Source organism: Mucilaginibacter sp. KACC 22063, from assembly GCF_028736115.1.
GTDB lineage: Bacteria > Bacteroidota > Bacteroidia > Sphingobacteriales > Sphingobacteriaceae > Mucilaginibacter.
Map to the genome: position 1 here is coordinate 145,432 of NZ_CP117877.1, position 24,097 is coordinate 169,528.

Below are 24,097 nucleotides of genomic sequence, written 5' to 3' on the forward strand. Positions count from 1 at the left end.
ATATGTCTGGAATAAATAAAGTAATATTGGTAGGCCATTTAGGTAAAGATCCTGAAATCCGTCATTTGGAAGGAGGTGTTGCTGTAGCGAGTTTTCCGCTGGCTACATCTGAAACGTATACCAAAGACGGGAAAAAGGTGGAGCAAACCGAATGGCATAATATTGTAATGTGGCGTGGTCTGGCTGATGTTGCGGCTAAATATCTGCAAAAGGGCAAGCTGGTTTATATAGAAGGAAAATTGCGTACACGCTCTTTTGAGGATAAGGAGGGGATAAAGAAATATACTACAGAGATTGTGGCCGAAAACTTTACCATGCTTGGCCGCAAAAGCGATTTTGAAGCAGAAACTCCCCGGAATGGCACAAACGCTAAAACAAGCACTGTAAGCGAAGACTATAGCGCCGATATTGATAATGATTTGCCATTTTAACTAACCGGCTATAAACACAAAGCCCTTCACTTTTTCAGGAAGGGCTTTTTTGTGCTTATATGTCCCGGTTGGGTTAATCGTCGTCGTCTTTTTTCTTTTTTTCAAGTATCACAAATGCGCTGCGTTTTGGCGCAGGCATTACAGCATCTTCACCTTTTACAGATTTCCATATTATCTGGTTCAATGCAAGGTCGGGTGCGGCATCTTCTTTACTGAAATCAAATTTTTCAGACAGTTTGCTGCTCTTGTTTTCTGCAACGTTGCGCTGATTTAAGTTGTAAAGAGCGGGTTTGCATTTGTAAGGGGTAAGGTCGGCTTTGCTGGTAAAGCATTCATAAAAAGGCTTGGCAGCAGCATCATACTGGCTCATAGGCGGCAAGCCTAAAATAAGTTCAATGGTGCGTAGCATACCCGATGTTGAGTACATGCTATGTACCACGGCATCGCGCTTCACATATGGACCGGCAATAAAGGCAGGTGAGCGGTGGGCGTCGATATGGTCGGGGCCGTTCTGGGCGTCATCTTCTAAAATAAATACAACAGATTCTTTCCACACCGGACTGTTTGACAGATGCTCAATGATACGGCCTATAGCTAGGTCATTATCAGCCACGGCTGCCATTGGCGATATTTTGCCTTTGCGCTGCCCGCTGGTATGGTCGTTAGAGATGCGCAGTACGCTAAGCTGCGGCACTGCGTTTATGGTTAATAATGAGTCGAAATCATGCTCCCAGGCATCGGCCCTTACCTGGTCGGTAACGTCGAGGTCAAAACCTGGCGAATGCGGGCCCATGTGCCCTTTTAACGACTTTAAGTGCGCATTATTAAATTCACCAAACTCGCCATAGCTGCGGTAGGTAACCCCTGCCCGCTGGCAATAATCCCAGATAAAACCATCTTTAGGATAAGTGGCTGGTCGTCCACCTTCGTAATTAGTAGTACCACCACGTTTGCCATAGCTGGTAGGCCAAGTTTTTTCAACCACATCTGTGGCATAGGCCGCCATGCTCCAGTTGTGGCCGTCGGCGCTTACTTCGGCATCTACATAAAAGTTATCTAAAAGTACAAACTCATCGGCAATTGCATGGTGGTTAGGGGTTATCCGGCTGCCGAACAAGCAAAGCGACCTGTCGCCGTTTCCTTTAGGCATATCGCCCAATACCTGGTCATAAGTACGGTTTTCTTTAATGATATAAAACACATGCTTTATGGGTGATTTTTCGCCCTGGCGACGAGGGATAGGATTGCCCTGCTCGCCATCGGCAGTGGCTGCTTTTTTATCATTGAAAGGTGTATTGGCATAAACCTGCTTAGTATATGCCTTTAATTGATCTGCATTGGGCGCATCAATTATGGATAATGTGCCTTTAAATAAACCTGCTATATACTGTAAATCGCTGTTTGCGGAACTGCCGGTTTGGTAGCCGCTGTTATCTGCCTTTGAAAGAGGCTGCGGGCCATGCGGGTTGGGTAATGAAGAAAATCCTTTGCCATTACTTACCAGTATTTTATCACCCAATACTTTAACATTTGTTGGGTACCAACCCACGGGTATAAAGCCCTGGCTTTTACTGTTGCCACGTACCGAAACATCAAAAACAGCCAGGCAGTTGTTATCTGCATTGGCAATGTAAAGCGTTTTTTCGTTATCTGATAACGCTAAACCATTGGTGGTTGAGCCTGTAAGCGTTGTGGGATATAAAGTGGTAGATAAGGTTTCAATCACCTGGTTATTGGCCGTGTTAATTACAGATACCGTGTTGTCATTAGCATTGGCTACATAAAGCAAGGTGCCTTTTTTATTTAATAAAAGCTCGTTAGGGTGGCTGCCTGTTTTGATAGTGGTTGTAACGGTTTGACTGGCAGTATTGTAAACCGCAACTTCATTACCGCCCCAAAGTGATACATAAAGTGTTTGCTCATCTGGAGATAAGGCGCAGCCATAAGCGATGGTTGATAGCTGCACACGGCTCAATATTTTGCGGTTGGCCAGATCAATGGTATAAACGCTGCTGTCCTCTTTGGTTACGGTGTACATGCGGCTATCGTCATGCGTAACCAGCATACCTGCCGGGCTGATCTTATCCTTTGGCCACTGCATACCCATGCTGATGGTATCGGGCTGGCGTAATTTGTTGTTTTTTATCTCGTAGTCGAATATCCAGTTGTCGTTACCACCCGATGCATAAAGATGCTTTTCGTCATTACTGAAAGCTAAACCATACCATGACTTGCCAATCTCTTTTTCATCAAGTACTTTCTCCTTTTTAGGGTCGATCAGCTGAATGGTCTGCGTGCTTTGGCCATTGTTAGTTACGGCCAGCAGTTTACCCGACTTGCTTAACTGCATATTCAACGGTAAATCGCCTAATGGCAATGACCGGCCTACCGGGCTTAGTTTCCATCCGTTAGGGAGTAAGATTTGTTCGGTTTGCTTGTCTTTACCGGGTAGTTGTGCAAAGCTTTGCGTGCTGTAAAATGCGGCTACGATAATAAACGCTTTAATGATAATTGAAGAACGGTTCATCGAATAGGGGATTATAAAAAGTAAATCATTGATGTAAATTGAAAGAAACAGATGCACGTACAGTAAAACCATTTTGTGCGCCAATAGTTCCAACATCCCTGATGGCTTCTGAAGGTATTACATTGCTGTGTGTAGCATAAAAAACAGGACCGCCGCATAAAGAAAATGCCAGGCGTGAGTTTGATGGAATGAGATTTAATGATGGGCCTACTAATAACTTTGCGCCGCCCTCTGCTTCGTCTGCTTCCCAAAAGCCTTCCAAATCTTCACCTACAGCTTCTATACCTGCGTAAAAGTTGCCAGTAAGGCGATGCTGAAACCCAACACTGCTGATGAGGTCGATATCGTCGCGTTTGCTTGAGAATGCTTTTTCGAAACGGGCATTACCTATAACCCGCCATGATGCTTTATCAAACGATGCAGTTACACGGCTGAAAATAGATTTAACGTTCGACCAGTCGCGCCCTGCGCCTAAACTGATACCCAAACGTGGGCCGAATAGCTGTTTGCCGCCGAATACATCACGCAAAACTTCTATTTGCTGAGCACTGGTTACGCCGCCAGATCGCCCGAAACCAATAGCCGCATTACCATATAAAGTGAAACGGTTGCCCATGTAACCCTTTACGGCAAGTTGCTGGTCTACACCATCGAACCCGAAAGGCCCGGCAACACGTTCGCCGTAACTGCCCGAGTAATTGACGCTCCAGAAAGGCGTAGATGCCGTTAATGTATTAACCGAAAATAGAAATGGCTGTGGCGAAGCTGCACTATACACAGGTGTTGACCCGCCAAAACCGATTTGTGCCTTTGCAAAAGTACTCAACCCAACAAGCAGGGCGGTAATTAAGTATTTGTTTTTCATATGCTATATCCTGATTAAAACTTATTGAGGTTAAGTTGTGGGTTCATGCTGGCATTTACTTGATACGTAGTTATTGCATAATCGTTACCTACCTCAACAATACGATAGCCTTTGTAAGCCGTTCCCCAGTTGCCGCCGAAGTGTGAATCGAAAAAGTGCGGTAGCTTGCCGGTATATCTCACACTGTCTAATGAATGATCGTGCCCATGAAATGCTGCTTTTACATTAGGATATTTGTGCAATAGTTCTACAGTTCCGGGGCAGTCCACAAAAATGGTTTTTTCTTCTTCCATCCACTGATGCGGCGGAATATGCAGAATTACAAACACAATACGTTTTTGCGCATACTGATCAAGCGCAAATTTTAAAAATGCATTGTTGGGGCATACGTACTCGCCCTTGGTAGTCGCTGTATTGGCCAGCACAAAACCAATGTCGCCAAAATCGAAGCTGTAATTATCTTCATAACCAAATACCTTTTTCCAGATGGCCGCATCGGCAAAATCATGATTGCCGGGCAGCGTATGGTATGGTACTGGCAGTTTATCCAGGTAAGTCTCTTTTACCTTTGGCAGTAAATCAGGGCGGTTATGCACCAGGTCGCCGTTGATAATCACCAGGTCCAGGTGATTGTGCTGATGCTCATTGTTAAGCCAGCCGATCAGATCGCTGTAAAATTTATCCGAGTCTGTGTCAGGCTGTGCATAATGCCCGTCGGATGCAATAGCGAACCTCAGCTTAAAATTCCCCTCAGCCTTGTATATACCTGAAGGCGAAGCAAACGAGTTTACAGCAGGCAGCAGGCTAATGCCAGCAATTCCGGCAATGCCCGATTTAATAAATTTGCGGCGGTTTGACATGCTCCAAAACTGCAAATCGGGTTTATATACGGCATTAAAGCAAGGTTAACTTTATGATAAGTTCTTGTAAAAAATATGTGGCATAGTATATTAAGTATTTCTTACCTGCCCCGTACCCTTAACTATCCATTTATAGCTGGTAAGCTCGGCAAGTCCCATTGGTCCCCGTGCATGCAGCTTTTGTGTACTGATACCGATCTCTGCACCTAAGCCAAACTGTGCACCATCAGTAAATGCGGTAGAGGCATTGACATAAACCGCCGCCGCGTCTACCTTATTCAGAAATAATGCGACGTGATCTGTATTTTCAGAAATAATAGCTTCACTGTGTTTTGAACTATGTTGAGCGATATGCGTAAGCGCTTCGTTAATATTATCTACAGTCTTAATGGCTATTTTCATGGATAAAAACTCGGTGCCAAAATGTTCTTCTGTGGCGTGTTGTAATAAGTTTGCGGGATAGCTTTCTTTTATATGACTGTAAGAGCGTTCGTCGGCAAACACCTCTACTCCTGCTTTGCCAAGCTGGTCTGTCAATGCAGGAAGGTGGATTAACTGAGATGAATGCAGAATGAGGCAATCCAAAGCATTACATACACTTACCCGCCTTGTTTTTGCATTAAAGATAATGGCAGCAGCCATTTCTACGTCGGCAGATTCATCAACGTAGGTATGTACAATACCCGCCCCTGTTTCAATTACAGGTACTTTGCTATTCTCACGCACAAAATTGATCAGCCCCTGGCTGCCCCGCGGAATTAGCACATCTACAAAGCCTGTTGCTTTAAGCAGGGCTTCCGTAGCTTCTCGTTCGGCGGGTAATAATATAGCAGCATCGGTAGTAATGTCAAATGCTTTGAGTACTTCATGTATTAGTGATAGAATGGCCCGGTTAGAGAAGTCGGCATCGCTGCCGCCTTTCAAAATGCACACATTGCCTGTTTTAAAGCATAGGGCAAAAACATCAAACGTAACGTTGGGACGGGCTTCGTATATAATGCCCACCACACCAAGCGGTACAGCTACCTTTAAAAGGTGCAGTCCATTCGGTCGGTTAGTTCCGCTAAGTACATGGCCAAGCGGCGTAGGCAAGGCAGCCACATTTCGCATTTCGGCAGCAATAGATTCAATACGCTCTGCTGTAAGTTTAAGCCGGTCATATTTAGGGTCGGCTTTATCCATTCGGTCAAGGTCTTTCTGATTTTCTGCCAATAGAAAATCAGTATGCTCAACAGCTTTATCGGCGAGCGCTATAAGCACTCGGTTAATCAGATCTGCATCTAAACCTGCAATGTCACGACTGGCTTTTGCTGCGCTTTCGAAATAGTGGTTGTATTGCTCCATCATGATTGTAGGTAAAGGTAATCGTAATGTATCAGTGCCTTTTCGTTCTTTTTGCCCATGCGTTCGCGCGCTTTGTCAGAGCCGTATTCGGCAATGCCTTGTCCAATGAGTTTGCCATGCTCATCCACTACTTTTATAATATCACCCTTTTTAAATTCATGGCTAATTTGGGTAATACCTACTGGTAATAAACTATTAGCCCTTGCAGAGTTTAGCGCCAGGCTTGCCCCTTCGTTAATCTTTACTTCGCCAACAGCATAATTTGCAGAATGGGCAATCCATTTTTTCTTACCCGATGCAGAACGGTCGGGTATAAAGCGCGTGTGTTTTACAGCACCGCTTAATACATCGGTTAAGATGCTATCTGTTGTGCCATTAGCAATATGTACGGCTATGCCCAAATGCGCCACCTTTTGCGCCATGGTTGATTTGGTAATCATGCCGCCCCTGCCAAACTGCGATTTACCGGTACTTACAAATGATGAAAAATCAATACCCGATTGGCCAATCTCTTCAATAAGTGACGAAGAGGGCAGTTTAGGGTCGCCGGTAAAAATACCGTCGACATTGGTTAAAATGATTAGCGCCTGTGCATTAAGCATAGATGCCAATAGCCCTGCCAGCTCGTCGTTATCGGTAAACATTAATTCTGTTACCGATACCACGTCGTTCTCGTTTACAATAGGCAACACCTTATGCTGTAGTAAAATTTCAAGGCAGTTCTTCATATTCAGGTAATGCGTACGGTCCCTGAAATCCTCGCGTGTTACCAACACCTGCGAGCATAATATCTCGTAGGTTTCAAATAGCTGTGCATAGGTATTGATTAGTTTTACCTGGCCAACAGATGCCAGTAACTGGCGTGCAGCTATCTGGTCTGTTTTTTCGGGAAGCTTAATCAGGCTGCGGCCCGATGCCACCGCACCCGATGATACCAGTATCACTTCGGTACCCGAACTTTGTATGGCTGCTATTTGCGCTACCAGGTTTGTTATCCGCTCAACATCGGGCAATCCATTGGCTTGTGTTAATACGTTTGAGCCAATTTTAATAACAATACGCTGGTATTTGTAGGACATAACAGTAAAATGATCTTCCCAAAGTAATTGATTTTACGGCATGTTGCAAACGTAAAGGCATATCAGTAAATAGTTTGTGTAAAAACTGACTAAACTTTATATCTTGTTAATAAATGAATTTTAAACTTTTTATTGGTGCTTTTCGTAGAACAAAAAGCATTTTACTTAAAGTGAAAAGTTGCATCGCTATCTACCTCAATTAAAATTTTATAACCAATTAAACCGTAGTCTTTAAGAAATGAGGCAAGGAGCATTAAAGATAACTATCATTTATATCTTAGTCAGCTTACTGTGGATTGCATTGAGCGATAAGGCCTTATATGGTTTTATGGGAGTATTGAGCCCTAAAACCGTTGTTTTGCTGGGCAGTATAAAAGGTTTTGTATTTGTATTGATCAACGGACTGTTGCTTTATCAGCTGATGAGGCGCGACAATAAAAAAATAGCTGAAAGCGAAAAACAGTACCGTGGCATTTACGAAGGCAACCCTAACCCTATGTGGATATATGATATAGATACATTGAAATTTATCTCTGTTAATGATGCTGCGGTTGAAAAATACGGCTATACACGCGAAGAATTTCTGGAAATGTCCATTCTGGAGATAAGGCCTGTTGAGGACCGTGAGTACATTAAGCAGGCGGTTGGCGAAATGCGTGAAGGGGCTGTTAAAAGCGGTGTGTGGCGGCATATTAAAAAGAACGGAGCCGAGTTTTATGTAAGCCTGACCTCGCACCCGCTTGATTTTAATGGGAACAGTTGTGTGATGACATTAATACAGGATCTCACAGATAAGGTATTATTTGAGCGGCAGCTTGAAAATGTTAACCATGAAATGGAGGAAGAAAAATTAAAACTGCGCGAAACGCAGCAGATAGCCAAAATTGCAGGGTGGGAATATTATGTAGATACCAAAAAGGTAGAGTGGTCGGATGATTTTTATACCATTATCAATATAAAGCACGATGAAGATAAGTCGCCGCTTGAAAACTATTTTGATTATATATACCCGGAAGACCGCGACTGGGCGCGTGAAGCGTTTCATAAATTAATCACGGAAGGCAAGCCTCTTGACAGGGTACACCGCATAACAATGGATAATGGCGAAATAAGATTTATACGCCAGTTAGGCAGGTTAGAGTATAAGGACAGTAAGCCATACCGGGCAATAGGATCTATGCAGGATGTAACTGAATTAAAACAGTTGGAACAGGAAAGGAACGCTTACCTGCTTGATCTGGATAATACGATTAATACGATTAACGAAATGTTTTTTGCATTAAACCATGATCTGGAAATTGTTAATGCGAATGACAAGTTTTTAAAAGAGTATCATCTTAAAAGAAGCGAAACCATAGATATTAAGTTGCTTGATGTATTTCCCGGGGCAGAAAATTCTGAATTTCATAAAGCATATTTGCGGGTGCTTCAAAACAAGGAGATTGCAAAGCTGGATGTGTTTTCAAAACTAAGGCAAAAATGGTTCAGGATAGCAGCCTACCCAACTGAAAAAGGCGCCGCCGTATATCTTGCCGATGTATCTGAAGAAAAACGTAAAGACTTAGAGCTGAAGCGACTGGCAGGTATAATTACCCGCGTTAACAATATGGTTATTGTATTAAATGCGAAAAATCAGATAGAATGGGTGAATAAAGCATTTGAAGAGTTTACAGGTTATTATCTTTCTGAGATTAAAGGCGCTTCTCATGGCAGTTTTATGCGGGGGCCTAAAACATCGGCAGAATCTATTAAATATCTCAATAAAAAACAGGCTTCAAAAGAGGCGTTCGCTATTGACCTTTTAAAATATACCAAGGCTGGTGAAGAATTTTGGGTTAATGTAGAGTTTACGCCAACTTTTGATGAGGATAAAAATTATACCGGCTATATTGGCATTTACCAAAATATCACTCAGCGGAAAAAGATTTACGAAGCCTTATTAAAGCAAAACGATTTACTACGTGAGGTAGTTTGGATCAGTTCGCATGAGGTAAGGCGGCCGGTGGCTTCTATTTTAGGGCTCATCCATCTTTTAGAGCTTAGTGGCACTTTAGAGGAAAAGGAAGAGCTGATAAACCTAATAAATGCATGCGCCAAAGAACTGGATGTAATTGTGCGTACCATAAACAACAAAGTTTATGATGATGTCAACCTTAATTAAGGGCCGGCATTTATAACATGCTGCAACATATACAATGCTAAGCGTATATTTACCCAATGGGATTACCAGGCAGTAAAGAGCGGATAATTTTAGGGATTGACCCCGGGACGGTTGTAATGGGGTATGGTATTATTAAAGAAACAGGTTCGAAGATAGAATTATTGGCGATGGGCGTGGTGAAGATTCCGGGCGGGGACGATCATATGGTTAAACTGCAGCGGATATTTGAAAAAACCGTTGCGTTAATTGATAATTACCATCCCGATGCATTAGCTATTGAAGCTCCTTTTTATGGTAAAAACATTCAGGTAATGCTTAAACTTGGCCGTGCACAGGGAATGGCCATCGCTGCCGCCCTCTCGCGCAATATCCCGGTAAACGAATATTCACCTCGAAAGATCAAGCAATCTATTACCGGTAACGGAAATGCCGCCAAAGAACAGGTGGCATCGATGCTGCAGCAATTGCTGGTGTTTAAAGAAACGCCCGAGTTTTTAGATGCAACAGATGGGCTGGCCGTTGCTGTTTGTCATAGCTTTCAAAAAATATCAACCGGCCGCGGAAGCAAGATCACCTACTCGGGCTGGGCTTCATTTGTTAAAGACAATACGGCGCGGGTAAGCGGGCCTATCAAATTTAAAGCGCCGCCAAAATCATCCGGGAAATAATAATAAACAAAAAAGGAGCTCATCAGCTCCTTTTTTGTTTATTGGGTATCTTTTAAACGCCTTCTTCAAAATCCTGGTGTAATGCTGCTTTGATTTTCTGTGCAGTTGCCTGTAGTTCTTCTGCAGACGGATTTAGTTTGGGGCGGGCAAAATTCATGTCATCAACATTGTTTACCGGGATAAGGTGGATGTGCGCATGCGGAACTTCCAGTCCAATTACGGCTACGCCTACTTTTTTACAAGGTATTGCCCTTGCAATGCCGTGGGCAATAATTTTAGCAAATAGCTGCAAACCGGTATAAGTCTCGTCATCAAGATCAAACAGGTTATCCACTTCTTTTTTAGGGATGACCAGTACATGGCCTTCTGCCAGGGGGCTAATGTCAAGAAACGCCAGGAAGTCGATACTTTCGGCAACTTTGTGAGCAGGTATTTCTCCGGATATGATTTTTGAGAAAATGGTAGACATAGGTAGTGTTGTTTAGTTGTTAACGTGAAATTTCCAGTATCTCAAATTCCATAGTACCGGCAGGTACCATGATTTCGGTACGGTCGCCTACTTTTTTACCTAAAAGGCCCTTTGCAATAGGTGATGATACTGAGATCTTACCTGCTTTAAGATCGGCTTCGCTTTCAGACACCAGTTGATAGCTCATGGTAGCGCCGTTCTTTACATTTTTAATTTTCACTTTTGAAAGTGCAAGCACCTTTGATGTATCCAGTTTTGACTCATCAAGCAGGCGGGCATTTGCCAGCAGCTCTTCCATTTTTGCAATTTTTGTTTCATGATGGCCTTGTGCTTCTTTAGCCGCATCATACTCTGCATTTTCAGATAAGTCGCCTTTATCACGCGCTTCCGCAATAGCCTTGGCTATTTGCGAACGGCCTTCAGTTTTTAAATACTGTAGTTCTTGTTTTAAGTTTTCTAATCCTTCTTTGGTGTAATAAGCAACTTCTGCCATAACTCACAATTATTAATGTTTTCCTTAAAGTCGTTAAATAAAACTGCCCTTTGTGCATGGCACCCAAGGGCTTTAAAAACAAACAAGACTATGCCGGCGAACCGTTATAGTCTTGTTTGGTGTAAAACGAAGATAAGAGAATTAAATATTAAATTCCAAATTTTTGGCTTTTAAATATGTGTTAAATTTTGATACTTAGTATGATACGTGCTGCAATTTTTCAACTAAAACCTCGCTTATTTTACGATAACTGTCAAACGTCCAGCCGGCAATATGAGGAGTTAAAATCACATTTTCTGTTTGTGCAAGTTCAGGATACCAGAGCTGTTCCCCAAGCGCCGGGAACTTCTCAACTTCCAGTACATCAAGCCCCGCACCAAGTATCTTGCCTTGTTTTAATCCGTTTAAAATGGCTTGAGTTTGTACAATAGGGCCGCGTGCAGTGTTTAAGAAGAATATAGGCTTGCGAAAATGAAACAGGTATTCGTCGTTCACTAAGCCCCGGGTTTCATTGGTAAGCGGAATGTGCAGGCTAAGTGCATCACTGTGCTTAACAATTTCTTCCATGCTTACCTCGCGCACATATTGATCACTGAACCCGGTTTTATATTTATCGTAGGCAATTATATTTACCTCAAAGCCCGACAGTTTTTTTGCAAAGCTTTTGCCCATAAAGCCATAACCGATAATACCAACCGTTTTACCTTTAAGCTCATAACCGCGGTTAGCCTCACGGTGCCATTGGCCATTGCGTACTTCCATATCTGCCCGGCGAAAGTTATTGATCAGCGCCAGCAATAAACCCACGGCATGTTCGCCTACTGCATCCATATTTCCTTCGGGGGCATTTAACAGTTGAAGGCCTTTTTGCAAAGCGTAAGCTTCGTCAATGTTATCCATCCCTGCACCTGCACGAGCAATAAATTTAAGATTGGTAGCAAGGTCAATTACTGCTTTGCTCACCTGGAATTTTGAGCGGATAGTTAAACCCTGATAATCAGGCAAAATTCTCAACGCTTCGTCAACCGTTATGGTTGGCTGATAGTTGCAAGTATAACCCAAGGCTTCCGCACCTTCCATAAAGGCAGGGTGCAGATCGTCAACTATAAGGATATTTTTATTGTTCAATTTTGTAGTTTTTAACAGAATTCAAATATACACAAGCGTTGACTGCATATGCAATCTGTCTAACTTGGAATTAAAGCGGTCACCTAATTATGTTATATCGCTAATCATGCTTTTATTACAGTTATAATTCCCACGTATTAAATACTCTAACTTATATTTACTGCATCAATAAATTACCCCTGTTAATAATATGATTATGTCATTTAAAAGAATACCCCTGCTTATTTGTGGCCTTATAATTACTACTGCTGGCTTTGCTCAGCAAAGTTCACACTTACACATTACAGGTAAATTTCCGATTAAAAGCGCCGGAGGCTGGGATTATATTACGGTAGACGGCAAAAGCAAACGCATTTTTGTATCACATGGTACACAGGTTAATATACTTACTACCAGCGGTGATTCTGTAGGCGTAATCCCTAATACCAACGGCGTACATGGTATAGCGCTTGTAAAATCATTGAATAAAGGGTACACCAGTGATGGGCGTAATAATAGCTGTACTGTTTTTGATCTTACAAGTTATAAACTATTAAATACCATTGCTGTAGGCACTAATCCCGACGCTATATTTTATGATGACTATTCAAAGAAGGTGTTTGTATTTAATGGCAAAAGCAAAGATGCTTCGGTAATTGACCCTGTAACAGATAAGGTAGTTGCAACAATACCGTTGGGTAGGAAGCCGGAAACCGGCGTGTCAGATGGGAAAGGAAAGGTTTATGTAAATTCAGAAACCACAAATGAGGTGGTTGTTATTAATGCGAACACTTACAAGGCTATAGCACGATACAAGATACAGGAGGGCGATGAACCATCTGGCTTAGCTATAGATCGCGTAACTAACCGGCTGTTTATAGGATGTGGTGGCAATCAAACGCTGGTAGTAATGGATGCTGCAAACGGTAAAAACCTGGCAAAGTATAAAATTGGCGACTGTGATGGTGTTGCTTTCGATCCATCAACCAAAATGATCTATACATCAAATAACGAGGGTACTCTATCTGTAATCAAAGAAGTTTCAGCTAATAAGTTTGAGCAATTTGAAGATGTGAAAACAGAGCCAAGTGCGCGAACTATTGGTTTAGATATATTAACCCATAAAATATATCTCCCAGCCGCTAAAACCGAACCAGGGGTACCTACTGCTGCTAATCCAAAACCGCGTGCAAAATCATTACCGGGTTCATTTCATATCATTGAGATCAGCAAGTAGAAGATTACAGCCGCTGTGTTTCATTTTGTAATCCTGTTTCGCGGCTCTCCCGCGCTTTAATCTTATTACTGCCGAATTTATACGTAAAGTTCAGTCTTACCTGGCGGCTTTCGCCTCTATAGGTAGTATGAAGTATTAAGTTACGTAGCTCTGTATCTGTATTATACCGGTTTGTCCAAAACAGATCGGTAACTGCCAGTCTTATCGCAGCCTTATCATTTATGATACTTTTTTGCAGGCCAAGGTCAACCTGTGAATTTCCTTTTACATAGGTATTCAAACCGCTGATGGTTTTAGAGTTTACCACGCTGGCTATTTCGCCGGTAATATGGTATGGCAGTTTGAAGCTTTGCTGAACATTGACGGTGCCGGAAAAACGGTTGAAGCGGTAATTCCCATATTCATCGGTTCCTACATTGTTCTGCAGGCGGTACCCCATACCGGTGATGCTCATGTTCCACCACTCCGCAAGTTTCAGTTGCTGGGTTACTGTCAAATTAAAATTACTTTGCTCACCGATGTTCCTGGGTATCATATTGATCAGGTTGTTTCCGAAAACTTCTGAAACAGTACTGGTCAGATCACTGGTATGGGTGTAACCAGCGGCTATTGTCGTGTTACTATAACTGTACTGAAGCGCAATGCTGTTGGCATACTGGGGTTGAAGGAAGGGGTTTCCTTTCCAGTAAGAAAGTTCGTCAACGGGGTATGAAAACGGGTTGAGATTATTATAAGCCGGGCGGTCAACACGACGGGCGAAGCTTAAATTATAGGAACCCGACTTTTCTGTCTTATAATTGACGGAAGCCGTCGGAAACAGGTTAAGATAGTTTCTAATTACTGACGTTGGCTGCTGGCTGCTGCCTTGCCTCGGCTGTAGGTCACCTTCCGAATGCGTATTCTCTGCCCTTACACCAAGATCCAAACTTAATTTATCATTTAACGGAGTTTCGTATCTCAGGTATCCTGCAGTGATCCCCTCTCTGTATCTGAAGGTATTGGACAAATTAATGTCAATTACATTAACAGGCCCGTTTGCATCATACTGATCAAACACATTATTCGCATCTACATTAGAGTATTTACCCCCTGCCGACATTTTTCCTTTTCCTATAGGAAAACCATAATCAGCTTTTATGGCATATAGCTTAATATTTCGGCTATTAGCTACCAGAAAGTTATTGGCAGACTGAAACTGCCCATCGGGAGTAAAATAAGTATTGGTGCTTAAGTTATTGGTGGATGCATCAAAAATGCCATAGTCGGCATCTATATTAAGATTAGTGTTGTTTCTGCCTTTATAACGATAGTTCAGATTAAAATTGTAACGATTGGCCAACTGTTTAGGATAGCTGCTCTGGCTTCTTAAAGTCTGAATAAGCTGGCCGGTTGGCTGTTCAAAGATATTTGTAATCGGAGTAATCAGGCCTCCGCCGCTGGAAAAATTGCCGCCAGCTACAAAACCGATCGTTTTAGTTGTATCAATTTCGTAATCGGCACCTATGTTAGTGCCTATATAATGTTTCTTATCAATATCATGATTAGCGTTTAAATAAATCTTGCCATTTGTTGTTCTGTCATTATCATAGTCCATGGCGTAATAGCCAAAAGCGTGATTATAGTTTGCAAACAAGTTCAGTTTGTCCTTCCGGTAAGTGAGGCTTAAATTGGTATTTTGCTTTAATGTTTTGCCGTAAGCAATGCCGTTATTTATACTCCCGTTGAAGCCCTGGTTAACTGACTTTTTTAATACAAGATTAATGATACCTCCTGTGCCTGCTGCATCATACTCGGCCGAGGGATTTTTAATGATTTCAATAGATTTTAAATCAGATGCAGACATTGACTTCATTAATTGCGCCAGATCTTCTGGCTGCAAATAAGTTTGCCTTCCGTTAATCATAATCAAAGCACCGCTGGCGCCATTTATAGTAACCGAATTATCCTGGCTAACAATAACCCCGGGAGTTTTCTTTAGCGCTTCTAAAACATTATTGCCCTGTGCCGTTATGCTGCTCTGGACATTATAGATCATTTTTCTGCCTTCAATTTTTATAGCAGGCTTATTTACCGAACTTTTGATCACAACCTCTTTAAGATTGACAGTAGCTGTGTTAATTTTCAACACACCAAGATCTGTGCTGCCTGTTAATTTTATCAGTTCGCTTTGATAAGACAGTGAACCCAGGTAACTCACTGCGAGGATGTAGTTACCGGCATTAATATCGAAAGAAAACGCTCCGTCCTGATTGCCTTGTGTTTGCTTTAATGTTTTACCAGTTAAGCCATCTTTTAATAGGATAGTAGCACCTACCAAAGCTTCATTACTCGTGCTTTGTACAACTCCTTTTAAGTAATAGCCACCATTATTTTGAGCAAGTAGATTTTGAAAAATACAGATAAGCAATATTAAAATACAGAACGGCTTAAGCTTGATCTTTCTCATTTAGTTGGTAAGGTATTAGCCTTATAAGGTAGAGAATTTTTATGTAAAGCAAAGCATAAGATGGTAATAACACCAATAAAGCTTTGCCGCGTCTTAATTAAAGGCAGTAGCGAGCATAGCTTTTCTGAACATAAAAAACAGCATGACAGTAAGAAACAGGTATAGTATGGAGAAAAGTACAAGCTTCAACGTAATACTATCCCTGGAGGCACCCTCGATGAATAAGTTGATAATTAATGTAATTACTATGATCACTGCTGCACCTGAAAAGGTAAGCCATGAATAGAGACTTTTATCTCTTATCTTTTTGAAATGATTTAAGAAAACTGCAAATGAGCATAGCATCATCGCAGCTAAGTAAATAAAAGAGAATCCGATATTTAAAAGTATATCCAGGATATCTAAGATATTGCCTAATAATCCGCTACCGTTATATATAGTTTTTATTATCGCAATTCTGTAAGCAACAAACAATACTATGCTTATTAACAGATAGATGAGCCAATATTTTAATATAAGTTTTTTCATATACCACAAGTTTGGATCATAAATCAGCTGCTTTAATCATACGGCACCAGTTTGTCCGCTGGTAAATCATACTCATAAATTTGATCGCGTTCTTCGTCTATATAAAGCCATTGAACTACGTTACTGCCGTTTGGCCCAACAGCGGCAATGCCAATAACCCTATAGCTACGGTTATCTCTATCTCTCGATTCTATGGAGTAAGTCACTTCCTGCCTGTCTTTTATTGCAATTTGCAATAAAGGGTTTTTGGTAGTAGCTAAATAATACTCAACGGATAAATAAACCTTGTCAAGGTAAGATGATGTAAAGTTATCACCGGGCGAAAAAGTATACTTAAGCTTTTTACCATAGCTTTCCCTGAGCTTTGACACCGAGCCATCACCTATCCTTTTTACGGAAAGCAATAATTTGGCTGGCATTTCAGAATCGTTGTCGCCAGGAACAGTAACAGTGCCGTTTTTCCAGGTAACTTTAATCAGATCTCCCCAGTTCAAGTTTCTTGTGGTATCTGTTTCGTTAATAAAAACGTCTGTAGTATCATTTTTTTTCGCCAGTAACTGAAAGTAATCGCCATCATCAAGATACTTTACAAAAGCCATTTGATCAGTATGTTCAACCTCTTGCTGGTGTTTAACAATTTGTTTTGCTGGCTTAGAAGCTGGCTTTGCCAATTTGGATTGTTTAGGTGTTTTCGGACCGCATGCGTATAGCCCGGTTATTATAAAGATTGCGACTGGTTTTATTAGTTTATTCATTCGGCTAACATGTTAACTAATAGGTAAGGCAAAATAAGATAACAGCATTTATACTTAATCAACATTTTTATTTTAAGTATGTTCATTGTCAATGATTAGCACAACTATTGCAGAATTTTGGGAGATTTTTGAAACGCTTGGAAAAGAAAAGCTTCAATCTGCCGGCATCTCTTATCAATTGATTTCCAATTTAGATGACTACTATCTGGAGATGAAACTGCAAAGAAATGCGAATGACTATATTTTATCTTTTAGCACACACCATCTGGATTATAATGATGGCGTAGGGTTTATAAAGCAACGGATGGAAAGATAGATCGCAATAAAGTGGTTTTGCCGTTGACAAGCAGCCCCGAAGATAGATATGGTTACATAGAGCCGGAAATAAAAAGGCTTATTGAAGACATGATAAAATATTTGTAAGCCTGTATGATTCCTGCTTACCTAAATCATATCTCGCTTGCCTTTCGCATCATGCTTAAGAATGCCGGTGTAATGCCTAAATAGCTGGCGATGTGTTTTTGAGCGATACGTTGCTCAAGCCCGGGATAACGTTTGCGGAATTCAAGATAGCGTTCTTCGGCCGTTTTAGAAAGATTAGATGTGATACGCTTTTGGTAAAGGTCAAAGCCATTTTGTATCAGGATGCGGAAGAAGCGCTCAAATTTCGGCACCTTCAAAAAAAGTTCTTCCAGCTTGGATAGCGAGGTGTAGTAAACCTCGCTGTCTTCCAGCGCCTGAATGGCATTTGATGAAGCTGCTTCTTTAAAAAAACTCACAATATCGCATACCCACCAGTTTTCGGGATAAAAGCCAATGTTATGTTCTTCGCCATTTTTATCGGTGTGTAGCATGCGGAGGCAACCGCGATTTACAAAATAAATATGCCGGTCAATTTCACCAGGGTGCAGCAGCCATGTTCGCTTTTTTACTTGCTTTAGTTGAAACATGGCAAGCGCTTGCTCCTGTTCATGAGGGGCAAGCGCTATGTGCATGGCAAAATTGTTCAGTATAAGCTGGTGCATGCACTAAGGTAATTATTACAAGTCAAAGGGGCGCGTCATGTATAATTTCAGGTCTTTAAGAGCAGCCAGCCGCAGTGGTTCCGCAAATTCGCGGTATTCATCACTTTGCGCTACGGTTAAAAATGCTTCTGCGCTTGTATATTCTATCAAGGCAATGGCATCCCATTCTTCACCTTCGTCAGCTATCACACTGGCTAATACATTGCTTACCACATTTACTTTTGCCTCCAGGCCTAACATTTTCATCACCCTGTTAAAAGCGGGAATGTATTCTCCAAAGTAAAGACGGCGGTCGGCAAATTTAAGCATGTTCAGCATCAGCACCGGTCCTGTGCCTGGCACATTCTCCGGGATTGTTACTACTGTCATATTTTAAAAGAAGCCTACAATTCGGGTAATTCGGTTTTGTTCGTCAAACTCAAAATAATCCATTCCCTCTGCCGGATAGCCTTCGGGAAATATTGCCATCCAGCGGAACCGGCCGCTGCGGTGGTGGTTAACAGGTTGTTCCAATACCTTAAAGGTACGCGGACCCATTGTTTGATATGAACTGATAACGAGATTTGTTATAGCATCACGTCCGGTGATCGTATCAGTTAGCTTATCGGTATATGTCCCTTCGGGCGACCAGCATTGGTCAATTTTTTCACGGATCTTATCACGTTCGGTCTCATTCCATGCACTGGTATACATCAGAATGGTTTCTTCTATGCTTTTTGTGTTTTCCATAACACAAAGGTCGCCGGGCCAGGTTGCAAAAAAGTTTAAGTAGTTGAAGATTTTAAAAAAGTGATCTGGAAAAAGCCAATTGATATTATGAGAATTAAAGCTAAAGAGATTACTGTTGCTTACACCTATTGCTTATCTGGTTCAAGCTTTAAGTTGCGGAACTCCCCTGACGAAATGTGACCGGTCCAGAAGCCGATCTTTTGCCCTCTCGCTGATACCAGCGGCTTAATCATCAGGTCAGCTTTGGGTTGATCATTCACGAATACATTAATTTCATTGGGACTAACTACTATCTTAACCCTAAACCAATCATTTGGATCAGGTGCGTTCGCCAGCGGTTTTTCATACTGGTTATGATAGGTTTTCCTTAAAAATGGCCAGTCGAATTGCGGTACCGCAATATATTGCACGGCATGGGCCTTACGTTCAGGGTCTTTCGCCTTGAAATTGAAAGGACGGAAATAAACAGCTTCATAGGTAGTGTCGTTCAATCCATGAAAAGCAATACCTACAAAACTTTCCTGGAAAACGTCCCTGCCTTTTACTTCAAAGCTGATCGTTCCATAATTAAAGCTTTTATCGTTTAGCCACGCAAGGCCCGGGTTCTCATTTGCCGCTATTTTTATAACGCCATTTTCCTCGGTCGCTTTTCTATTGTAAGTAGTAAAACTGGTTTTGTTTTGCGCCAGTGCAACTGCAAACGCGACAGACAGTAAAAGCGTAATTGAAAAGATCTTCATGATAGATAGGTTATTAGGATCTTCTTTTTAACGTATCCAGCGGGGATGTTATTATTAGAGTCCCGCTTGTAAAAAGAGCTATCCTGATTATAAAAATAATCATTCCTTGATTTGCTTACAAGCTTCAGGGTTCGCATACACCAGCGCAGTCTGTTTGGCCGGCCTTCAGTAGCTGCCAGATAACAGACTTTTATACAACAGACCCGCTGCGCCTGCCCCAGGCAACGAAAACCGCGAGCAATAAAAAGAAGATATTAACACCGATGTTTTGGGCCTCACCTCTGGAAATATGAAAGATCATGGCCACAATCATTAACGCTATAATTCCGTAAGCGGCCCAAACGGTCAATCCTGACCTGATACGCAGCGCCACTGGTAATACAATACCAAGCCCGCCTAACAGATCAACGATGCCTGTAATTATAACCAGTTCAGGGTTTTCTTTGATCCAGGGAAACGGCAGGCCTTCAGGTTTAAAGAGTTTCATGGAGCCTACCCATAGCAAGATAATGGCTAAAACGCCCTGTGCTACCCACAGGAGGATGTTAATTGTTTTTGAAATTTTGCGTTGAGCTGTCATGAGTTTAAATTTTTTTGAGCAAAAATATTTACATTCGCTATCCAATAGATAGTACTATCCATTTGGAAAGCACTATCCGTTGGGAAAGTAACGCTAAACAAAAGCTATGTTATCAAATGGTGGTTGCCCCAAAACCATGCTTTCCATTAAAGACGCGCTGGATGCCGTAGAAGGAAGATGGAAGCTGCTGATCTTATTTGCATTGGCCGAAAAGCCCAAAAGATTCAAGCAGATTGCAAAAGAAGTGCAGGGAATTACCGATAAAACCCTGTCTAAAGAGTTAAAAAGCCTTGAAGCCAATAAACTCGTCCTCAGAACGGTTTACGATACCTTCCCACCAACCGTCGAATATGCTATAACATCACATGGTTTATCGCTTGAAAAGGTTTTAGATGAACTTCATTTCTGGGGTTTGGCACATCGCAAAGAAGTGATCGGTAAATAAGTAATCTGATTCATTCCTTGATTTGCTTACAAGCTTCAGGGATTTGCATACATGCGCGCGACTAGGCTTCCCGACCTTTGGATTATGGAAATAAAACAGATTGCGCTGGGCAGCCAGGGATTGGTTGTACCGGTAATAGGGTTGGGCTGTATGGGCATGACGGGTTTTGAAGAAGGACATGTATATGGCCCCTCAGATGAGCAGGAAGCCATTGCGACTATTCACCGTTCGCTTGAGTTAGGTGGTAATTTTTTGGATACTGCAGATTTATACGGACCGCTGAAAAATGAGCAGCTGATTGCCAAAGCCATCAGCGGTAAACGCGATCAGTACATTTTAGCTACCAAGTTTGGATGGGAAATTGATGATAACAACAAAGTGACCTGGGCCATCAATGGTAAAAAGGACTATGTTAAGAAATCTATTGAGCGTTCGCTCAAAAACCTGAATACGGATTACATTGATCTGTATTATATGCACCGCCTTGATAAAAATACGCCAATTGAAGAAACGGTTGGCGCAATGGCCGAACTGGTAAAAGAAGGTAAAGTGGGTTATATCGGACTGTCGGAAGTTTCGTCTGAAACGGTTAAACGGGCGCATGCTGTGCATCCAGTTACCGCTGTACAAAGCGAGTACTCTTTATTTGAGCGAACTGTAGAAGAACGCGGTGTATTAGCAACATTAAAGGAACTGGGGATTGGCTTTGTAGCTTACTCGCCATTGGGCCGCGGATTTTTGTCGGGACAGATCAAAAGTAGTGACGACCTGCCGGAGAATGATTTCCGCAGGGGAATTCCGCGTTTTCAGGGCGAAATGTTTAATAAGAATATTGAATTGGTTAAGGCAATTGAAGCTATGGCTGAAGAAAAGAACGTAACATCATCGCAGCTGGCTTTAGCATGGATCATCAGTAAGGGTATTGTACCTATCCCCGGAACCAAACGCAGAAAATATCTGGAGCAAAACATTGCGGCAACCAGCATTGAGCTGACTAAGGCTGATCTGTCGCAGTTGGAAAGCATTGTTCCTTTAGGTACAGATACCGGCGCGCCTTATGATGAGTTTAGTATGGGCTTAATTGATTAAATTTGATTATGAACGCCATTAACTCAATATCCGAATTTCATCGTTTACTGTCGTTACCGGAGCCCCGCCATCCGCTGGTGAGCGTGATTAACCTGGCAGAATCTGTTTTCTTAGAAGATGAGATCTGGAAAGGTTTTGTTAACCGCTTCTATTGCGTAGCGCTGAAACGCGAAGCTAAGGGCAAGATCAGGTACGGGCAACGGCATTACGATTATGATAAAGGGGTATTGAGTTTTACGGCACCTAACCAGGTGCATCAACTGGACCTGCATAACATGGAATGCGGGTCTGGTTATCTCCTGATTTTTCACCCGGATTTTCTGTTGCAGCATCCGCTGGCGAACACCATTCATCAGTATGGTTTTTTCGATTACGCGGTTAACGAAGCGTTGCACCTGTCGGCTGAGGAAGAAGAAGACCTGATCACTATAATGCATAAAATTGATAAGGAGTGCCAGCATATTGATAAGTACACGCAAGAGATCATCCTGACCCACATTGAGAGCCTGCTGAAATACAGCAACCGTTTTTATGAGCGGCAGTTTTTGACCCGCAAAAACAATAATTCGGCATTGCTGACAAGGTTTGAGCAGTTGATAGATGATTACTTTAAGCGCGAGATACAGGGTTTACTGACGGTACAATACATTGCTGCGCAAATGAACCTGTCGCCAAACTACCTGAGTGACCTGCTGCGGATCCATACCGGGCAAAACACACAGCAGCACATCCACGAAAAATTGATCGCAAAAGCCAAAGAGAAGTTATCTACAACTAATCTGTCGGTTAGTGAGATTGCTTATGCGCTGGGCTTTGAGCATGCACAATCATTCAGTACGCTTTTTAAAAAGAAGACTAATTTATCTCCGCTTGAATTTAGGCAGGCTTTTAATTAAATTGTCAGAAAGCGCGATTCATTAATCTGTGTCACATACCGTACGACAAACACTTGCTGTTCGTTCGTCTATTTGTTTACCGCTATTAAGTAACTCCAGCTCAATTTGCTTTTTCCCCCAATTATGCAAATGAGCGATGAAAGGTATCAATTCCTGTCCGGTCTCGCTAAGCGAATACTCCACTTTAGGAGGAACTTCATGGTACATCTGCCGGACGATCAGTTTGTCCTGCTCCAACTCCCGTAAGGTCTGCGTAAGCATTTTGGTAGTAATGTCAGGAAGCGTCCGGGTTAATTCCCCATAGCGAAGTACCTTTTTCATATCCAGGTACCATAAGATACGTGCCTTGTACTTTCCACCTATCCGCTTGAATGCATAATCCACAGCACACAGCTGAGTATTATTCGTCACAATTTGATCATTTTTCATTTCCATGAATTATGTAAAACGCTGGTAATTAACAATACATACTTTTTAGTATATAAGATACTAAAAAGTACATACTTGCCAAAAGTACCTATTTGTCCGACAATTGTATCATCATTAACAAGTCATTAATAAGCATAAAATAAATTATAATGGAAGAGTTAGTAAATATAAAAGATCCTACCAGTGGTGTAATGAAAGCAGTAAGGTTACATGAATTTGGCGGCCCGGAAGTACTACGCTACGAGGATGCACCAATGCCTACGCTTAAAACCGGAGAAGTCTTGGTAAAAGTTTATGCATCTGCCCTTAACCCGCCCGACTGGTATCTGCGCGATGGCTATCGTTCGCTGCCGCCAGAGTGGCAACCCAAAGGTGAATTTCCAATGATTCTCGGCACGGATATATCAGGGGTTGTAGTTGAGGTTGCAGATGACGTAAAGGACTTTAAAGTGGGCGATGAAGTTTATGCTATGGTCCGATTTTTCAGCATCGGAGAAAGTAAGGGATATGCTGAATATGTGAGCGTACCCATATCTGACCTTGCAATTAGACCTGCCGGTATTGACCACGTACACGCTGCCGGAGCACCAATGTCGCTATTGACTGCCTGGCAATTTTTAGTGGAGGTTGGCCATAATCATCCAAACCCATTACAACCTTATCCGCATGTTCCGGTGCCGTTAAAAGGCAAGACGGTATTGGTAAATGGCGCAGCAGGCGGCGTAGGGCACTTTGCAGTTCAGGTGGCCAGGCTTCACGGAGCTAAGGTAATTGGTGTAGCGGCCGGGCAACATGAAGCAATTTTACGAAACCTGGGTGCAGACGAATTCATTGACTATACGCAAACCTCTGCTGACGAAGTTGTACGGAATATAGATTTGGTGGTAGATGCCATCGGCGGGGCATCGTCGGGCCGATTTTTAAAAACGTTAAAACGTGGGGGCGCATTGTTTCCGGTTTATCCTTTAGGTTTTGCAGATTATGATGAAGCAGAAAGACTCGGCATCACCGTATCCTCAGTACAGGTCCGCTCCAGCGGGGTACAACTTGCGCAACTGGCTAAATTGCTTAACGATGGAAGCATTAAAGTTCTTATAGACAGCACATTTCCATTGTCAGATGCTCGCAAAGCGCATGAACGTGCCGCTAAAGGTCATATTCAGGGAAAGATTGTACTTACCGTAGCCTAAAATC

Annotated in this window: 26 protein-coding genes; 9 read left to right on the forward strand and 17 right to left on the reverse strand. The window is 42.2% G+C overall.

Features of this window, described 5'->3' with window-relative positions; translation table 11 throughout:
• Positions 1-2 precede the first annotated feature (2 nt).
• Entirely contained in the window at positions 3-431 is a 429-nt protein-coding gene (locus tag PQ461_RS00665) for a single-stranded DNA-binding protein (RefSeq protein ID WP_274207688.1), read from the forward strand.
• A 73-nt stretch (positions 432-504) separates the two neighbouring features.
• On the opposite strand, the gene PQ461_RS00670 is transcribed toward PQ461_RS00665, so the two are convergent.
• From PQ461_RS00670 to proB, 5 genes are all read right to left on the reverse strand, one after another.
• Positions 505-2,958, reverse strand: a complete 2,454-nt coding sequence (locus PQ461_RS00670) for a bifunctional YncE family protein/alkaline phosphatase family protein (RefSeq protein ID WP_274207689.1) — start codon at positions 2,956-2,958, stop codon at positions 505-507.
• A gap of 25 nt (positions 2,959-2,983) precedes the next feature.
• The gene (locus tag PQ461_RS00675) at positions 2,984-3,823 is read right to left on the reverse strand and encodes a hypothetical protein (RefSeq protein ID WP_274207690.1); all 840 of its coding nucleotides are present in this window, start codon (positions 3,821-3,823) and stop codon (positions 2,984-2,986) included.
• Positions 3,824-3,837: 14 nt separating this feature from the next.
• Positions 3,838-4,683: a metallophosphoesterase family protein gene (locus tag PQ461_RS00680; protein WP_274207691.1), complete on the reverse strand. Its 846-nt coding sequence runs from the start codon at positions 4,681-4,683 to the stop codon at positions 3,838-3,840.
• A gap of 90 nt (positions 4,684-4,773) precedes the next feature.
• Complete coding sequence (locus tag PQ461_RS00685; RefSeq protein WP_274207692.1) at positions 4,774-6,030, reverse strand: glutamate-5-semialdehyde dehydrogenase; 1,257 nt, start codon at positions 6,028-6,030, stop codon at positions 4,774-4,776.
• A complete protein-coding gene (proB, locus tag PQ461_RS00690) occupies positions 6,027-7,106 on the reverse strand; it encodes a glutamate 5-kinase (protein ID WP_274207693.1) in 1,080 nt (359 codons plus the stop codon). The genes PQ461_RS00685 and proB overlap by 4 nt, the downstream gene beginning before the upstream one ends.
• Before the next feature lie 238 nt (positions 7,107-7,344).
• On the opposite strand from proB, the gene PQ461_RS00695 reads away from it, so the two are divergent.
• Both PQ461_RS00695 and ruvC read left to right on the forward strand, forming a co-directional pair.
• Positions 7,345-9,267 (forward strand): PAS domain S-box protein, encoded by a 1,923-nt coding sequence (locus PQ461_RS00695; protein ID WP_274207694.1) that lies wholly within the window; start codon positions 7,345-7,347, stop codon positions 9,265-9,267.
• Between the two features lie 56 nt (positions 9,268-9,323).
• A complete protein-coding gene (gene ruvC / locus PQ461_RS00700) occupies positions 9,324-9,935 on the forward strand; it encodes a crossover junction endodeoxyribonuclease RuvC (protein WP_274207695.1) in 612 nt (203 codons plus the stop codon).
• 52 nt (positions 9,936-9,987) lie between these two features.
• On the opposite strand, the gene PQ461_RS00705 is transcribed toward ruvC, so the two are convergent.
• The 3 genes from PQ461_RS00705 to PQ461_RS00715 form a co-directional block, all read right to left on the reverse strand.
• On the reverse strand, positions 9,988-10,404 hold the full coding sequence (locus PQ461_RS00705; protein WP_274207696.1) for an HIT family protein: 417 nt from the start codon (positions 10,402-10,404) through the stop codon (positions 9,988-9,990).
• Between the two features lie 19 nt (positions 10,405-10,423).
• Positions 10,424-10,897: a transcription elongation factor GreA gene (gene greA, locus PQ461_RS00710; protein WP_274207697.1), complete on the reverse strand. Its 474-nt coding sequence runs from the start codon at positions 10,895-10,897 to the stop codon at positions 10,424-10,426.
• Positions 10,898-11,092: 195 nt separating this feature from the next.
• Positions 11,093-11,977 (reverse strand): NAD(P)-dependent oxidoreductase, encoded by an 885-nt coding sequence (locus PQ461_RS00715; protein WP_274303967.1) that lies wholly within the window; start codon positions 11,975-11,977, stop codon positions 11,093-11,095.
• Positions 11,978-12,221: 244 nt separating this feature from the next.
• On the opposite strand from PQ461_RS00715, the gene PQ461_RS00720 reads away from it, so the two are divergent.
• Positions 12,222-13,241 carry a YncE family protein gene (locus PQ461_RS00720; protein WP_274207698.1) on the forward strand — a complete coding sequence of 340 codons (1,020 nt, stop codon included), beginning with the start codon at positions 12,222-12,224 and terminating at the stop codon, positions 13,239-13,241.
• Positions 13,242-13,245: 4 nt separating this feature from the next.
• Here PQ461_RS00720 and PQ461_RS00725 read toward each other — a convergent pair whose 3' ends face one another.
• The 3 genes from PQ461_RS00725 to PQ461_RS00735 all read right to left on the reverse strand — a co-directional run bounded on the left by PQ461_RS00725 (position 13,246) and on the right by PQ461_RS00735 (position 16,886).
• The gene (locus tag PQ461_RS00725; RefSeq protein ID WP_274207699.1) at positions 13,246-15,687 is read right to left on the reverse strand and encodes a TonB-dependent receptor; all 2,442 of its coding nucleotides are present in this window, start codon (positions 15,685-15,687) and stop codon (positions 13,246-13,248) included.
• A 93-nt stretch (positions 15,688-15,780) separates the two neighbouring features.
• The gene (locus PQ461_RS00730) at positions 15,781-16,215 is read right to left on the reverse strand and encodes a hypothetical protein (RefSeq protein ID WP_274207700.1); all 435 of its coding nucleotides are present in this window, start codon (positions 16,213-16,215) and stop codon (positions 15,781-15,783) included.
• Positions 16,216-16,247: 32 nt separating this feature from the next.
• Positions 16,248-16,886 carry a hypothetical protein gene (locus tag PQ461_RS00735; RefSeq protein ID WP_274207701.1) on the reverse strand — a complete coding sequence of 213 codons (639 nt, stop codon included), beginning with the start codon at positions 16,884-16,886 and terminating at the stop codon, positions 16,248-16,250.
• 175 nt (positions 16,887-17,061) lie between these two features.
• Here PQ461_RS00735 and PQ461_RS00740 point away from each other — a divergent pair, with 175 nt between their 5' ends.
• Entirely contained in the window at positions 17,062-17,286 is a 225-nt protein-coding gene (locus tag PQ461_RS00740) for a hypothetical protein (RefSeq protein WP_274207702.1), read from the forward strand.
• Positions 17,287-17,419: 133 nt separating this feature from the next.
• Here the strand turns inward: PQ461_RS00740 and PQ461_RS00745 are convergent, their stop codons facing one another.
• The 5 genes from PQ461_RS00745 to PQ461_RS00765 form a co-directional block, all read right to left on the reverse strand.
• Entirely contained in the window at positions 17,420-17,995 is a 576-nt protein-coding gene (locus PQ461_RS00745) for a Crp/Fnr family transcriptional regulator (protein ID WP_274207703.1), read from the reverse strand.
• A 15-nt stretch (positions 17,996-18,010) separates the two neighbouring features.
• On the reverse strand, positions 18,011-18,364 hold the full coding sequence (locus PQ461_RS00750) for a DUF1330 domain-containing protein (RefSeq protein ID WP_274207704.1): 354 nt from the start codon (positions 18,362-18,364) through the stop codon (positions 18,011-18,013).
• A 3-nt stretch (positions 18,365-18,367) separates the two neighbouring features.
• The gene (locus PQ461_RS00755) at positions 18,368-18,724 is read right to left on the reverse strand and encodes a nuclear transport factor 2 family protein (RefSeq protein ID WP_274207705.1); all 357 of its coding nucleotides are present in this window, start codon (positions 18,722-18,724) and stop codon (positions 18,368-18,370) included.
• Between the two features lie 125 nt (positions 18,725-18,849).
• The gene (locus PQ461_RS00760; RefSeq protein WP_274207707.1) at positions 18,850-19,464 is read right to left on the reverse strand and encodes a 3-keto-alpha-glucoside-1,2-lyase-like domain-containing protein; all 615 of its coding nucleotides are present in this window, start codon (positions 19,462-19,464) and stop codon (positions 18,850-18,852) included.
• Positions 19,465-19,654: 190 nt separating this feature from the next.
• Positions 19,655-20,044, reverse strand: coding sequence for a DoxX family protein (locus PQ461_RS00765; protein WP_274207708.1), 390 nt, complete (start codon positions 20,042-20,044; stop codon positions 19,655-19,657).
• Between the two features lie 106 nt (positions 20,045-20,150).
• Between PQ461_RS00765 and PQ461_RS00770 the strand changes: the two genes are divergently transcribed.
• The 3 genes from PQ461_RS00770 to PQ461_RS00780 all read left to right on the forward strand — a co-directional run bounded on the left by PQ461_RS00770 (position 20,151) and on the right by PQ461_RS00780 (position 22,474).
• On the forward strand, positions 20,151-20,489 hold the full coding sequence (locus PQ461_RS00770) for a winged helix-turn-helix transcriptional regulator (RefSeq protein WP_274207709.1): 339 nt from the start codon (positions 20,151-20,153) through the stop codon (positions 20,487-20,489).
• Positions 20,490-20,573: 84 nt separating this feature from the next.
• Positions 20,574-21,578, forward strand: coding sequence for an aldo/keto reductase (locus tag PQ461_RS00775; protein WP_274207710.1), 1,005 nt, complete (start codon positions 20,574-20,576; stop codon positions 21,576-21,578).
• A gap of 8 nt (positions 21,579-21,586) precedes the next feature.
• Positions 21,587-22,474, forward strand: a complete 888-nt coding sequence (locus PQ461_RS00780; protein WP_274207711.1) for a helix-turn-helix domain-containing protein — start codon at positions 21,587-21,589, stop codon at positions 22,472-22,474.
• A 21-nt stretch (positions 22,475-22,495) separates the two neighbouring features.
• On the opposite strand, the gene PQ461_RS00785 is transcribed toward PQ461_RS00780, so the two are convergent.
• On the reverse strand, positions 22,496-22,885 hold the full coding sequence (locus PQ461_RS00785; RefSeq protein ID WP_274207712.1) for a winged helix-turn-helix transcriptional regulator: 390 nt from the start codon (positions 22,883-22,885) through the stop codon (positions 22,496-22,498).
• A gap of 167 nt (positions 22,886-23,052) precedes the next feature.
• Here PQ461_RS00785 and PQ461_RS00790 point away from each other — a divergent pair, with 167 nt between their 5' ends.
• The gene (locus PQ461_RS00790) at positions 23,053-24,093 is read left to right on the forward strand and encodes an NADP-dependent oxidoreductase (protein ID WP_274207713.1); all 1,041 of its coding nucleotides are present in this window, start codon (positions 23,053-23,055) and stop codon (positions 24,091-24,093) included.
• Positions 24,094-24,097: the final 4 nt, after the last annotated feature.

What these genes read in the sequence shown, in the direction of transcription:
- PQ461_RS00665 (WP_274207688.1), top strand. Translation starts at nt 3, where the DNA reads ATGTCTGGAATAAATAAAGTAATATTGGTAGGCCATTTAGGTAAAGAT.
- PQ461_RS00670 (WP_274207689.1), bottom strand. Translation starts at nt 2,958, where the DNA reads ATGAACCGTTCTTCAATTATCATTAAAGCGTTTATTATCGTAGCCGCA.
- PQ461_RS00675 (WP_274207690.1), bottom strand. Translation starts at nt 3,823, where the DNA reads ATGAAAAACAAATACTTAATTACCGCCCTGCTTGTTGGGTTGAGTACT.
- PQ461_RS00680 (WP_274207691.1), bottom strand. Translation starts at nt 4,683, where the DNA reads ATGTCAAACCGCCGCAAATTTATTAAATCGGGCATTGCCGGAATTGCT.
- PQ461_RS00685 (WP_274207692.1), bottom strand. Translation starts at nt 6,030, where the DNA reads ATGATGGAGCAATACAACCACTATTTCGAAAGCGCAGCAAAAGCCAGT.
- proB (WP_274207693.1), bottom strand. Translation starts at nt 7,106, where the DNA reads ATGTCCTACAAATACCAGCGTATTGTTATTAAAATTGGCTCAAACGTA.
- PQ461_RS00695 (WP_274207694.1), top strand. Translation starts at nt 7,345, where the DNA reads ATGAGGCAAGGAGCATTAAAGATAACTATCATTTATATCTTAGTCAGC.
- ruvC (WP_274207695.1), top strand. Translation starts at nt 9,324, where the DNA reads ATGGGATTACCAGGCAGTAAAGAGCGGATAATTTTAGGGATTGACCCC.
- PQ461_RS00705 (WP_274207696.1), bottom strand. Translation starts at nt 10,404, where the DNA reads ATGTCTACCATTTTCTCAAAAATCATATCCGGAGAAATACCTGCTCAC.
- greA (WP_274207697.1), bottom strand. Translation starts at nt 10,897, where the DNA reads ATGGCAGAAGTTGCTTATTACACCAAAGAAGGATTAGAAAACTTAAAA.
- PQ461_RS00715 (WP_274303967.1), bottom strand. Translation starts at nt 11,977, where the DNA reads ATGGAAGGTGCGGAAGCCTTGGGTTATACTTGCAACTATCAGCCAACC.
- PQ461_RS00720 (WP_274207698.1), top strand. Translation starts at nt 12,222, where the DNA reads ATGTCATTTAAAAGAATACCCCTGCTTATTTGTGGCCTTATAATTACT.
- PQ461_RS00725 (WP_274207699.1), bottom strand. Translation starts at nt 15,687, where the DNA reads ATGAGAAAGATCAAGCTTAAGCCGTTCTGTATTTTAATATTGCTTATC.
- PQ461_RS00730 (WP_274207700.1), bottom strand. Translation starts at nt 16,215, where the DNA reads ATGAAAAAACTTATATTAAAATATTGGCTCATCTATCTGTTAATAAGC.
- PQ461_RS00740 (WP_274207702.1), top strand. Translation starts at nt 17,062, where the DNA reads ATGATTAGCACAACTATTGCAGAATTTTGGGAGATTTTTGAAACGCTT.
- PQ461_RS00745 (WP_274207703.1), bottom strand. Translation starts at nt 17,995, where the DNA reads ATGCACCAGCTTATACTGAACAATTTTGCCATGCACATAGCGCTTGCC.
- PQ461_RS00750 (WP_274207704.1), bottom strand. Translation starts at nt 18,364, where the DNA reads ATGACAGTAGTAACAATCCCGGAGAATGTGCCAGGCACAGGACCGGTG.
- PQ461_RS00755 (WP_274207705.1), bottom strand. Translation starts at nt 18,724, where the DNA reads ATGGAAAACACAAAAAGCATAGAAGAAACCATTCTGATGTATACCAGT.
- PQ461_RS00760 (WP_274207707.1), bottom strand. Translation starts at nt 19,464, where the DNA reads ATGAAGATCTTTTCAATTACGCTTTTACTGTCTGTCGCGTTTGCAGTT.
- PQ461_RS00765 (WP_274207708.1), bottom strand. Translation starts at nt 20,044, where the DNA reads ATGACAGCTCAACGCAAAATTTCAAAAACAATTAACATCCTCCTGTGG.
- PQ461_RS00770 (WP_274207709.1), top strand. Translation starts at nt 20,151, where the DNA reads ATGTTATCAAATGGTGGTTGCCCCAAAACCATGCTTTCCATTAAAGAC.
- PQ461_RS00775 (WP_274207710.1), top strand. Translation starts at nt 20,574, where the DNA reads ATGGAAATAAAACAGATTGCGCTGGGCAGCCAGGGATTGGTTGTACCG.
- PQ461_RS00780 (WP_274207711.1), top strand. Translation starts at nt 21,587, where the DNA reads ATGAACGCCATTAACTCAATATCCGAATTTCATCGTTTACTGTCGTTA.
- PQ461_RS00790 (WP_274207713.1), top strand. Translation starts at nt 23,053, where the DNA reads ATGGAAGAGTTAGTAAATATAAAAGATCCTACCAGTGGTGTAATGAAA.